We start from the raw sequence: 11,829 nt of genomic DNA on the forward strand, positions 1-11,829 counted from the left end.
CTCAAACAGAAATCGAACCAGAGCCTCCGTTACGAAAACGCCTCAGCTCTCCGAAAAACTCTGAAGACGGACACACAACTGTCGGGATCGGGTACGAGGAGCCGCCAAAAAAAATCACGGCAATGTTGATAGAGGCGGCTCATCGCACACAGGGATTGAGAAAAAGCCCGGAACCTTTTGTGCTTTGGACACAGTTGGCCGACTACGCAATCAATTACGAAATTAACGCATACACGTCTCGGGGATCGAGTTTGCCTAAGATTGTGTCTGATTTACACCAAAACATCGTGGAAGTGTTCAACGAGAACGGTACGCAAATTATGACACCGTCCTACATGGCTGACCCGCCAAGTCCAAAGATTCCCACTGAGGAATGGGATGGAAAGCTTGCTCATATAGCGGAGTAAAAGAATACCAAGTCCACTCTGGGTCCACTAAACCCCGCTTGCAGGTTGTCGGATTAGTTTGATTGATCCAGAGCAATGGGTAGGATTGATGCAATAGTTTTCAGAACGTTTTGGGGTTCCAGATGATCAATTGGACATTTACCGCAATAGTAACGCTTCTCGCGAGTGGCGCTCTTGCTGCTGGTATGGAGCCGTGGGGTGAGTCCGGCGACTGGAAAATTTTGATCGACCCCGAGAAAGGAAATGGCTGCCTCGCGTGGAAGCCCTTTGAAGACGACATGACAGTTGAGATTGGCGTAGCACCCAATCAGGCTGGCGGTTTCTTCGCCGCTTACAATCCGACCTGGGTTCAGATTGAGGACGGATCAACCGGTATCGTGAAATTCGATTTTGGTGACGCAAAGTTTGAAGGCGAAGCCGTAGGTGTTTTTAAAAATGGCGTCCCCGGGGGGTATGCCTTTTTCGATAATCCCGCGTTTGTGACCGAATTCGGAAAGCGCCAAAGCGTCACGATAATTGGTGAAAGTGGAACCGAAGTAGAGCTTGATCTGAGTGGGTCCTCAAAAGCCATTGAGGCCGTTTTGGCATGTCAGGCAGAACAGCCTGAACCACTCAAGAACTAGGTCGTGACCGACTATTGAAGCTGATTCATGTCTGGCACGCACGGTTGCCTGTCTGCTGGCATCGCATCAGCACCTTCCGGAGCCTTGTTTCTGGATCCACCAGCAGATAGTCCACACTATGATCTCATGCTTGAATTCTTTCACGTCGAAGGTGAACGAATTTAAATGTCTGCTTCGGTGCTGTGACCCGCCGAACGCAGGTGCAGCATGCCTTTGATTTTAGGTGGCGGGTCTTGGCTCACATCAGACAATAACTGCAAGCCACATTGATACCTGTGCGGCGGTGGCAGCATGGCCATACTGAATCGTGCCATGCTGTACGGTAATCGTCGGTTTTAATTCGGGCTAAGCCTCAGCCGGAAATAGAACGCGAGATTCCATATCTTCCGATCCTGGCATAGTTACCTTCAATCAGCCCTTGCGCTACGTCATAGCGTGCGTGCTTCAAGCTGCCACCAAACGATTTCCCCCTTTCTGGTTTCCTGGAGTTGTTTACTAGCTTACCCCTAAATCTTCGTTCAGAAGCCTCACCCTTGCCGAGGTAAGAGGCTAGCCAGTAACCAGTGAATTGAGGCTTCCCATCGGTCTCTTCTACCGCTACGTGCCACAGTTCATTTTGGCTACAAGCGATTTCACCCCTAGTTCTCTTGGACACCGGGCGCAGTCGGGTGGCGATTGGCTCGTCTAAAAGTCGATCCAAAAAACCTAGAAATGATTTTCTGTGGGCTTCAGGCAAGTGCAAAGCTAGATGCAGGTGCTCACCCTGTAGTTTTACGATTTCTCTCACCCAAATATAGGCGACCGGTAAGCCCCTGTTTTCTCTCGTAAGCCATTTTCCTAGTCTTCTAACAATTAGCCTGACAAGATCGTAAGGATGAAGATTGAAATACCGACTGCCTTCTATTTCGCAAAAACTGGTCAGGCGAATTGTTAACAGCGTGTTTAACTCCCAACCCGCCTCAAAGCTCCTGTATGCAGCGGCATGAAATTTAGTCTGCGATCCAGTTTTTAACTCTTCGGATTTCTTAATAGTCGTTTTTTTTGGGTTCAGGGAATCTACCAAAACTGAGTTAAAAGACTCAGAGTTATTTGGTTCCAAGTGCGGCCCATACGGAAATAGAGACGCGTGAGCTTTATTATATAGGGGGGGTGGGCGTAAATCGGAACTTTCGGCGTTTTTCGAGTGCATTTTTACTTTTCCATTGGTTGTGCACTTCTGCTGAGCCACAAAGATATCGTTCGGCCAACACTGTCGTAGCGTTTGGCCGCGATGACTCAACCTAGCTAACCCCTTGGAGGGTTAGCTAATTGAAGTGTGTTTTTTTGCTTCAGTAGAGCGTGGTCTGGGTCAGTGGGCAGCGTGTTCGATGCGATGCCGCTTCAGCCAATCAATCAGGTCTTTCCCTTGGTACAGAACCCGGCTCCCAGCCTTGAAGTAAGATGGCCCCCGTTTCTCGTAGCGCCACTGTGCGAAGGTTTGCGTTTTCGCAATCGCCCTAAGTGCAGGATCACTTGGGGCGTAAAACTTGTCGTGCTCGATAGGCATTCTCTGCTCCATTATGGTTATCAGTTCATAACCATATCGAGCCATAAGTATCATATAAAATCAAAGAGATAAGAGGCGGAAATGCCGTCGGAAATAGTTTTATCGTGGACACCTAGTTTCCGACGGATTTTGGATAGGCCAAGTTAAAGGCGTCCTTCAGCCGGCCAAGTACAGTTGATCTGCCAGGCTCTTTTGAGTACTCCTTTGCCACCATGTCCATGACATGATGTATTGCGCCTTCTTTGTTGGGAGGTGTTTCGCCCCTCACATGCGCAGAAATGAACTGACTTTGCACCTTGTCCCAGTTTATCATTGATGGCCTTCCAGGACGCTTCGATGTATTGGCGACAGGCAGTGAGTTCTCATCGTCATAGCAAAACGTGTCACCGATGCGGGTGAAGGACACTTTTCCTGAGTTAACTAATGGCGAAATCTGCTTCAAGTTATTGGTGCTGACGCGTAGGTTAAAGAACTCGTCCTCGTTGTCTATTGCATTCGTTTCCCAAGGAATTGAAAGCCCTATTACGGTTGAGGGAATAGGCTTAAATGGAGCGAATTCGCTGATCTCAATACCATTTAAGTCTGCTTTCGCAGCCTCTATTTTGTCCCAGTCTTTCCAACTCATACCCTCAACAAGTATCTGATTGGATCGAATGTGCTGATATACTGTCGCCCACGCTTCCTCTAGAATCGCGGAATAGATCGTTTGTCCAGCAACATAGTCGCTTTTGACGCTGAATTCCTTCAGCGCCGCGCCGTGTTCCTCCATGAACTTGACATGGTCGCCTTCGTAGTCTGTGTTGATTGGTTTCCTAGAAAGTTCGGGGACAAAGAACCTAGGGTGGAATTGCGTAGCCTCACTGTGTTTCCAAACATAGTAAGCGCAATCCGCATATTTTTCGTCATACTCAATATCGTGTAATAGGCATTCTTCTTTGCTGAAACAGTTGAGAAATTGGCGTGATAAGCCAAAGTTGTTAGGCATGTTTGCAGGATCGAAACGCAAGTCGGAATCGGAACTCGCCTGGATGCCGTTCCAACTATGGATGACCTCAGGTATGCGGCCTAATGCGACCCATTCTACAACCTCAGACAAGTAACAATAGTCTGGGATTTTTACGGCTTTCAGGAAAATCTCGCCCATGCGCTTTCTGTCTTTATCAGAGTTGGCGTGACTAAAGATCGGTGGTTACGGAACCGGCCAATACTTCTAACGCGTCACGTTTTTCACTTCGGTAAGTTGCACGATCATAGACTGCTGTCACGCTCGTATCAGCATGACCTAGTACCCGCTCCACGATAAATCTGTTTGTCTTTCCAGACGAGTTGCCCGAAGTCATGCGTGTTGCGGCTGTTCTTCGGATGTCGTGAAACCGCCAATCATTTGTTTCTGATAAATGCTGAAGCTTCGCTTTGATCTTGGAACCTGGATGAATGGGCTTGTCACCCGTAGTAGTGAAAACAAACGGCCCTCTGTTTGGTTGTTTGGCTATCAAGTCCGAAACTGCTTTCGAAAAGGGTACTTCGTGGGCTTTTGCTTCGGAGGATTTGGTAGCTTTCATCTTTTCGCGAGGAATAGTCCAAAGATCATCTTGAATCTCGTCCCACCGCATTTGGGCGACGTTGTTCAATCTTTGAGCAGTTAGCATTAGCGTTCTGATGAACGGCCCGAACGGATATTCTAGCTGGAAGGATGCATCCCAAATGGATTGCCATTCGCTTTTGGAGAGTACTCTGTCACGTGACTGTGCTTTGGCACCGACTTTGAGCCTCGCCCAAGGGTTTGCTTCGATCATTTGTTCATCTACGGCCCAATGAAGCATTGGGCGTAAGTACCTAATCACTGCACCGGCTCTTTGCGGGGAGGAGTTCTTGGCAACGTGGCCTCGAAGGTCCAGGCCGTGATGAGCATTCAAGTCTATGACCCGAACGTGACCAATGCGATCTCGGGCCCACACATTCCAGACCGATTGAACGTCGTGCCAAGTTCTCATTTCTTTGTTACGAGCAGCTTTATAGGCCTCGAAGATGTCGGACACTGTTTTGGGTCCGTCTCCAGCTCTAAAGGCGGTTGTGTTTTCTTTGGCAGCTTCCGCTCGTTTTCGGGCATCCTTTACGGAGACTGCCGGGTAAGTCCCTAGACGTTGTCGATGACGCCGCTTTCCAACATGTAAAACAACCTCCCAGACTTTATGCCCCTTTTTCCCGACTCTCAATAGCAGGCCTCGAACGATTTCGTCGCGAACTTCGTATCCGGCTTTGGCAGGCTTAAGTTCACCAGCCTTTTTCTCATTAAGTCTTGTCATCATTTTTGTGCGTTTCTTGTGCGGAAATTTGTGTATGTGTGCCGATTAAGGGATATTCAGAAGTACGTAAAGTCAATGAAAAACAGATGCTTAAATAAGATTAAGTATCTAGACATAAGCTATGGCGACGGTCTCCAAAACCGTAGGTCGCGGGTTCGAACCCTGCTGCCCCTGCCATTTCCTCATTGATCTGCGGCCGTTTCATAGTAAAGAACGAAACCCAAGCTAGGTATCCTGCAATTATTTGGGGTGTAATCTGAGGCTGCAGGGACCCGGTCACAAGACGCGATTCTTAACTTTTCGAACAACGCAACTGCCAGGCATTGATTGCTAGAAAAATATGAACTCGTCGACCGAGAGCATACTGACCAATCGACCGTTGTTTGAGCCCTGGTCCGAGGGCGACTTTGTGATGATGTCTTCGAAGTTCGGCCCGTACAGTCTCATAAGCCGAGCTCGCTCCATTTCGCAAAGCAAATAGAACAGCCCTCCGCGTTTGCCCTTTAGGGACTCTGGCACGGTGAGCGCTGCGACGCTCTTAGAATATTTTGACTGCTGCTCTATCTTGGCCACCGGCATTCGCCTTTTTTGCGACCGTATCAACTGAAAGGAAATATGGCAAATATGTGGCGTAGATAACTTTGCCGGTGTTGCATACGGGAATTTTGAGACCCGGGGGGTCTAAAGGCGGCTGAATCTGACCGATCCATTTTCTACAACCAACCGGCTTTACGCCGCATGCGAATGTACGAGTCTTCAAAAGACGCCCATTTCGGTGATGAAGTCTGCGTGGGCCATCATATTCTCCTCCATCGCGTGTTCGGTTGTTCATTCCACTCAGATTGGCGGCTGTGTTGAACCTGGGGTTTAGATGGGGTTAACATTGGTTTAGCCAGGTGCCGCGCAATTCGATCAATCCGGTTTCCTGCGCCTTTGGAATGGCCTATGGTCCTGCCCACAACAGACAGGCGGAAGAGGGTTCATGTCGCGTTTTGATGGTTACTTCCTGCGGCAGCTGCTGATTCTGTTCGGCTTTTTTACCCTGGTTCTGGTGGGTGTGTTCTGGATTACCCGTTCCGTCAGCCTATTTGACCGGGTGATCAGCGGCGGCCAACCCGCGATGGTGTTTCTGGAATTCACCGCACTGACGTTGCCGACCCTTATCCGCACCGTGATGCCAATGGCGGTTTTTGCCGCCGCTGTCTATGCCACCAACCGCCTGAGCCGCGAAAGCGAGATGACGGTGATGCTGGCCACAGGGACCAGCCCTTGGAGATTAGCGCGCCCAGTGTTCGTATTCGGCATCCTGACCGGTCTGATGATGGCCGCGATCAGTGTCTTTCTGCGCCCTGCATCGGTGGAGCAGCTAGAGCAGCGCCAGGCCGAGGTTGCCGGAGACGTCACTGCCCAGCTTTTAAATGAGGGTGAATTTCTGCACCCCGCGCAAGGCGTTACGGTCTACATTGGGAAAATTGATTTGGATGGCACGCTGTCCGAGGTTTTTGTTTCGGATCGTCGGGATGAAGAGAGCCCGGTCAGCTATTCCAGCAAGACGGCCTATCTGGTCAACAATGGCTCCGGCATTCATCTGGTGATGGTGGACGGGATCGCATTGCGCCTGAACCCGGAAGGCAGGACGCTGTCTTCGACACTTTTTGCGGATGCCTCTTATGACATCTCGGAACTCACAAATTCAGACACCAACGCCATGCGCAGTCTTGAGGCGATCCCAACGCTCGAGTTGTTGCAGGGCCGGGAAAGTATTCTTGCGACCGAGCAGTTCTCGGAAGGGGAACTGATCGAAGAGCTGCATCAGCGTTTTTCATGGATCGCCATTTGTATCGCGGTGGCGATGGCTGGTTTTTCAACGCTGATGCTGGGCAGTTTTTCGCGCTTTGGGCTGTGGCCACAGATATTCGGAGCTTTCACGATTTTGGTCCTGTTGGAGGGGGTCCGGGGCTTTGTGTCCCCGGTCGTGATTGATGATCCAAACCTGTGGATTTTGCTTTATCTTCCGGCGATTGTCGGCGTCTTGATTTCATGCGTGTTCCTGTTGATCGCCGGGCGGCCATTGCTGCGCACCCGATCGCGGGGGGCGAATGGAGCCTTGTCTCAAGCTTAATCCGCCGCACGCAGTTCGGTCAGGCAGGCCACCACGTCATCGAAGGCTTCGCTGTCCCGCCGGGTCACCAGATAAAGCGGCAACATCAGGTCTATCGCTTCGGTAACCGGCACAAAGGTGCCTTCGTTCAATTGATCCCGAATAACATATTCGGGAAAGTACCCCGTGCCGCCGCGCTGCAAAACATACCGCAGGCCCATCATGCAATTGCCCAAAAAAAGCGTCTGTCCTGCCGCTTTGCGCGCTGCTGACCGCACGTGGTCCTGATAAACTTCGCCTAACTCGAGATTTACGAAAACTGGGTCTTTGCCCGCGCCGAGGGTTTCGACCAGCAATAAACGTTCCGGTGCCAGTTCGTGATATAGAACGCGCCGATCAGATGGTTTTTCGTGGGTCAGTGCGGCATCCAATACATGCGTCGCCACGGCCTCGACCATGTTGAGGTCATGATCGTAGTTCAGGGTCAGTAGTAGCTGGCCATGGCGTTGTTCATAGCGAACGGCCAGATCGACCAGTAATGGATCCCAAACGCTGAGCTGTGCACCAAGGCGAAGGGCGATCCGGTGCGGTGTCTGCCCCGGAAGGTCACGAGAGGCGAAGGACCACAAGGACAACATCTGCTCGGCATAGGGTCGAAACTGCCGTCCGAATTCTGTCAGGTTGGTGCCGCCTGCGCCCCGAGTGAACAAGGGCTTTCCGGTTTCCTCTTCGATCAGTTTGATACGGGCGCTGACCGCTGTCTGAGTGATGTTTAGGTGCCGTGCAGCGGCATGGAAGCCACCGATGTCTGCAACGCACAAAAATGTCTCAAGGGCTTTGATTTGCATGTCGAAAGTATTTTTTGATCGAAGCGATAAAATCAATTCATTTTTTTCAGCTGTTGCCTTCGGATATACTGGCCGTAACAGATCAGCCAGAGGAAACATCATGCTGGACAAAAGCCACAAACCCACCTGGACCAGTTTTGAGGAGGCGACCAAAGCCGATTGGGACGCCGTCATGGAGTATGAAGAGGCGTTCAACGCCGCCCTTCCAGACCGAATCCTGGACGCGATCCGTTCCCTGGACGAGGCGTGGACGCCATACCCGGTCAATCGTTACCAGCACAGCCTTCAGGCCGCGACGCGTGCCTATGAGGATGGTGCAGATGAAGAACTGGTGGTCGCGGCACTGATCCATGACACCGGAGATATTCTGTCACCGTATAACCACGGTGAGCTGTCGGCAGCGATGATGAAACCTTATGTCAGCGAGAAAACCCACTGGATATTAAAACACCACTGCGTATTCCAAGGCTATTACTACAATCACCACCTGGGAGGCGATCGTAACGCCCGCGACAAGTACCGCGACAGCCCCTATTGGGAGGACTGCCGTTACTTCTGCCATGAATACGATCAGAAGGCGTTTGATCCCGAGTATCCGACCAAACCGCTTGAGTTCTTTGAACCCATGCTGCGCCGCGTCCTGAACAAGGGCGAAGGCCATATGGAACTGAACGAAACGTCCGAGGGTTAACAGGCAGCCATCAGGCGATAAACGATCTGCGCGGCGGTGAAGTCCCAGGCGGCATTGCCGTTCGGGGCCAACTCCACCACGTCGAAGCCCACGAATGTGCGGCCTTTCAGGGCGTGTTCAACCAGCCGCAGAGCCTGATAATATCCCAAACCACCCGGCACCGGAGTTCCCGTGGCGGGCATGATCGCCGGGTCCAGCCCGTCGACATCGAAACTGACATAGACCAGCTCGGGAAAATCCTCTGGCAGGTCGACAGCGTGGATATTGCCTGTGACCAGATCTTCTGCATCCACGTGGAAGATGTGGTTTTTCAGGCGGCTTTGTGCCTCTTCAGTCGAAAAGGCGCGGACACCGAACTGAGCCAATCGAACGCCTTCTTCGGCCAGCAGGTGCATGACCGAAGCATGGGAGTGTTTTTCCCCCTGATAGGCATTGCGCAGGTCGGCATGGGCGTCGATCTGAACGATGCCGATTGGCTGACCTAATGCGCGCGCCACACCCACAACGGCACCGTAGCTGAGGGAATGCTCTCCGCCCAAAGTCACCGGAACCTTGCCCGCGCGAACAGCGGCTTCGGTGCGCTGGGAAAGGCGGTCCATGATCTCAGCAAGCGAAGCATCGCAATCGACCGGGTCTTCGGTGAAGATCCCCTCGACGCATGGTTCAGCATGTCCGGTAATGCGTTCCAGCTCATTGCTGGCCTCGATAATGGCATCAGGCCCTTTGGCCGTGCCCGAGCCGTAAGAAACCGTGCGCTCCAGCGGCACCGGGATCACGCGAAAGCGGGCATCTTCAGTCCGCTCGGCTTCGGTCAGTTCACTGTCGAGGAAAATGCTCATGAGAGTCTGTCCTTAAAGTCGTCATAGCCGAACTGTTTGATGATCTTCAGTTCGTCTGTTTCGCTGTTCCACAAGGCGATGGTAGGCAGAGGAACACCGTTGAACGTGTTGGTCTTGACCATCGAATAGTGCGCCTGATCCAGGAAGGCAAAGCGTTGGCCGATTTCCAGTGGCTGATCCCATGTGTAATCCCCGATCACGTCACCGGCCAGACAGGAGGGGCCGCCCAGACGGTAGGTGTGGCCTGCTTCGGCCTCATCCATCAGGGCGGGACGATAGGGGGCTTCGATCACGTCAGGCATGTGGCAGGTGGCCGAGATATCGGTGATTGCAAGGTTCATGCCATTGCTTGGCAGGTCGAGGATTTCGCCGACCAAGATACCTGCGTCCAGCGCGACCGCCTCACCGGGTTCGAGATAGACATCGATGCCGTATGTCTCGCGGATGTCCCGGATGAACGCCACCAGCCCGTCGCGGTCATAGTCGTCGCGCGTGATATGATGGCCGCCTCCAAAGTTCAGCCATTTGAGTTGGCCGAGGAAGGGCTTGAGTTTTGGCAGGACGGCTTCCCAAGTGCGCTGCAATGGCGCGAACCCTTGTTCGCAGAGCGTGTGCATGTGCAGGCCATCAACCCCGGTCAATTCGTCGGTCGTCAACTGATTGATTGGGGTGCCAAGGCGAGAGCAGGGCGCACAGGGGTCATATTTTGGGATCTCGCCTTCGGAATGTTCCGGGTTTATGCGCAGACCGACCTGAACGCCAGCGTTCCGAGCTTTGGCAAGAAACCGGTCTTTTTGCGCTGGTGAGTTGAATATGATGTGATCGGACAACGACAGAATTTCATCGACGTCCGCGTCCTTGTACCCGGCGCAGAAGGTCGCGACCTCGCCTCCATATTCTTCGCGACCCAGCCGTGCTTCGAAAATGCCGGACGCGCATGTGCCGCCAAGATGTTGGCGGACAAGCGGGGCGAGCGAGAACATCGAGAATGCCTTGAGCGCGCTCAGCACATGGGCGCCGGATCGGGTTCCAATATCGGAGAGAATGGTCAGGTTCCGCTCGACGGCTTTTTCATCAACCACGAAGCAGGGGCTTGGCACGCGGCTCAGGTCAAAGCTGCGAAAGGCTCCGGCATCTCCGGCCTGTGTGGTCATCATGTCGGACATGTCCGGCACCTCCGAATTGTGGAGAGGCCGGGGGCTCTGCCCCCGGATCCCCGGAGTATTTTGGAAACGATAAAATTAGAACTCGACCGGACCGTCAAGCTCGTGGACCTGCCACGGCAGACCGTGCTCGTTCAGCATGTCCATGAAGTTGTCCGGATCCAGCTGTTCCATGTTCCATACGCCGGGCTCGGACCAGTTGCCTTTCAGCACCTGCGCCGCACCGATCATGGCGGGGACGCCCGTGGTGTAGCTGACAGCCTGGCTGCCGACTTCTGCATAGCATTCTTCGTGATCGCAGATGTTGTAGATGTAATAGGTCTTCTCGCCTGAGCCGTCCTTGGCCTGACCCGTGGCGATGTCGCCGATGCAGGCTTTGCCTTTGGTTTCGGCACCCAGATCGCCGGGATCGGGCAGCAGGGTTTTCAGGAACTGGATCGGAATGATTTCCTTGCCGTCGTGCATCACCGGGTCGATGCGGGTCATGCCGACATTTTCCAGCACCTTGGCGTGGGTGATGTAGGCGTCGCCGAAGGTCATCCAGAAGCGGGCACGCTCAATTTCGGGGAAGTGAGTTGTAAGCGACTCCAATTCCTCGTGATACATCTGGTACATGTTTTTCTGGCCGATGGCGGGGAAGTCGTATTCGACTTTTGTGGTCATCGCCGGGCTGGTATGCCATGCGCCGTTTTCCCAGTGGCGCACTTCGGCCAGCACTTCGCGCAGGTTGATCTCGGGGTTGAAGTTGGTGGCGAATTCCTGATCGTTCGAGCCGCCATTGGCATCCAGCACGTCGATCTGGCGAATGGTGTCCAGCTTGTGTTTCTTCAGCCATTTGGCGAACACGCTGGTTACACCCGGATCGAAGCCCGAGCCGAGGATGGCGGTCAGGCCAGCCTCTTTGAACCGGTCCTGATAGGCCCATTGCCAGTGGTATTCGAACTTGGCCACGTCTTCGGGTTCATAGTTCGCAGTGTCGAGATAATGAATGCCCGCCTCAAGACACGCATCCATTAGCACCAGATCCTGATAGGGCAGGGCGAGGTTCACCAGCAGTTCGGCCCCGGTTTCCTTGATCAGCTTGACGGTATCTTCGACCTTATAGGCGTCCAGCTCCGCCGTGGCGATGTCAACGCCCACGCGATCTTTCACTGCCTTGGCGATGGCGTCGCATTTCGATTTCGTGCGGCTGGCTAATGTGATTTCGGTAAAGATATCCGAATTCATTGCCATCTTGTGCACGGCCGCGTGCGATACGCCGCCTGCGCCGACAACCAGTGTTTTGCCACTCAAAGTTCCCATGGG

At 52.9% G+C, this 11,829-nt stretch carries 11 protein-coding genes and 1 pseudogene; 4 read left to right on the forward strand and 8 right to left on the reverse strand.

Going from position 1 to position 11,829, the window contains the following annotated elements; genetic code table 11:
• Positions 1 to 407: pseudogene (locus tag AC2FI8_RS18795) on the forward strand (hypothetical protein); the annotation flags it as partial.
• A 122-nt stretch (positions 408 to 529) separates the two neighbouring features.
• A complete protein-coding gene (locus AC2FI8_RS18800) occupies positions 530 to 1,030 on the forward strand; it encodes a hypothetical protein (protein ID WP_496780539.1) in 501 nt (166 codons plus the stop codon).
• A gap of 352 nt (positions 1,031 to 1,382) precedes the next feature.
• Here AC2FI8_RS18800 and AC2FI8_RS18805 read toward each other — a convergent pair whose 3' ends face one another.
• The 4 genes from AC2FI8_RS18805 to AC2FI8_RS18820 form a co-directional block, all read right to left on the reverse strand.
• Positions 1,383 to 2,129, reverse strand: a complete 747-nt coding sequence (locus tag AC2FI8_RS18805) for a hypothetical protein (protein WP_496780540.1) — start codon at positions 2,127 to 2,129, stop codon at positions 1,383 to 1,385.
• Positions 2,130 to 2,378: 249 nt separating this feature from the next.
• Positions 2,379 to 2,576: a hypothetical protein gene (locus AC2FI8_RS18810; protein ID WP_496780541.1), complete on the reverse strand. Its 198-nt coding sequence runs from the start codon at positions 2,574 to 2,576 to the stop codon at positions 2,379 to 2,381.
• A 112-nt stretch (positions 2,577 to 2,688) separates the two neighbouring features.
• Positions 2,689 to 3,720: a hypothetical protein gene (locus AC2FI8_RS18815; protein WP_496780542.1), complete on the reverse strand. Its 1,032-nt coding sequence runs from the start codon at positions 3,718 to 3,720 to the stop codon at positions 2,689 to 2,691.
• Positions 3,721 to 3,751: 31 nt separating this feature from the next.
• Complete coding sequence (locus tag AC2FI8_RS18820) at positions 3,752 to 4,885, reverse strand: tyrosine-type recombinase/integrase (protein WP_496780543.1); 1,134 nt, start codon at positions 4,883 to 4,885, stop codon at positions 3,752 to 3,754.
• A gap of 979 nt (positions 4,886 to 5,864) precedes the next feature.
• Between AC2FI8_RS18820 and lptF the strand changes: the two genes are divergently transcribed.
• Positions 5,865 to 7,004 (forward strand): LPS export ABC transporter permease LptF, encoded by a 1,140-nt coding sequence (gene lptF, locus AC2FI8_RS18825; protein WP_496780544.1) that lies wholly within the window; start codon positions 5,865 to 5,867, stop codon positions 7,002 to 7,004.
• Here lptF and AC2FI8_RS18830 read toward each other — a convergent pair.
• On the reverse strand, positions 7,001 to 7,831 hold the full coding sequence (locus tag AC2FI8_RS18830) for a LysR family transcriptional regulator (RefSeq protein WP_496780545.1): 831 nt from the start codon (positions 7,829 to 7,831) through the stop codon (positions 7,001 to 7,003). The two genes, lptF and AC2FI8_RS18830, sit on opposite strands and share 4 nt — an antisense overlap.
• 100 nt (positions 7,832 to 7,931) lie before the next feature.
• Here AC2FI8_RS18830 and AC2FI8_RS18835 point away from each other — a divergent pair, with 100 nt between their 5' ends.
• On the forward strand, positions 7,932 to 8,522 hold the full coding sequence (locus AC2FI8_RS18835; protein ID WP_058278402.1) for an HD domain-containing protein: 591 nt from the start codon (positions 7,932 to 7,934) through the stop codon (positions 8,520 to 8,522).
• Here AC2FI8_RS18835 and speB read toward each other — a convergent pair.
• The 3 genes from speB to AC2FI8_RS18850 form a co-directional block, all read right to left on the reverse strand.
• Complete coding sequence (gene speB / locus AC2FI8_RS18840) at positions 8,519 to 9,361, reverse strand: agmatinase (protein WP_496733768.1); 843 nt, start codon at positions 9,359 to 9,361, stop codon at positions 8,519 to 8,521. The two genes, AC2FI8_RS18835 and speB, sit on opposite strands and share 4 nt — an antisense overlap.
• Positions 9,358 to 10,527 (reverse strand): carboxynorspermidine decarboxylase, encoded by a 1,170-nt coding sequence (gene nspC / locus AC2FI8_RS18845; RefSeq protein ID WP_496780546.1) that lies wholly within the window; start codon positions 10,525 to 10,527, stop codon positions 9,358 to 9,360. The genes speB and nspC overlap by 4 nt, the downstream gene beginning before the upstream one ends.
• A gap of 75 nt (positions 10,528 to 10,602) precedes the next feature.
• Positions 10,603 to 11,826: a saccharopine dehydrogenase family protein gene (locus AC2FI8_RS18850; RefSeq protein ID WP_472722978.1), complete on the reverse strand. Its 1,224-nt coding sequence runs from the start codon at positions 11,824 to 11,826 to the stop codon at positions 10,603 to 10,605.
• Between the last annotated feature and the right edge of the window lie 3 nt (positions 11,827 to 11,829).

This window comes from Ruegeria sp. CDSB029, from assembly GCF_059611125.1.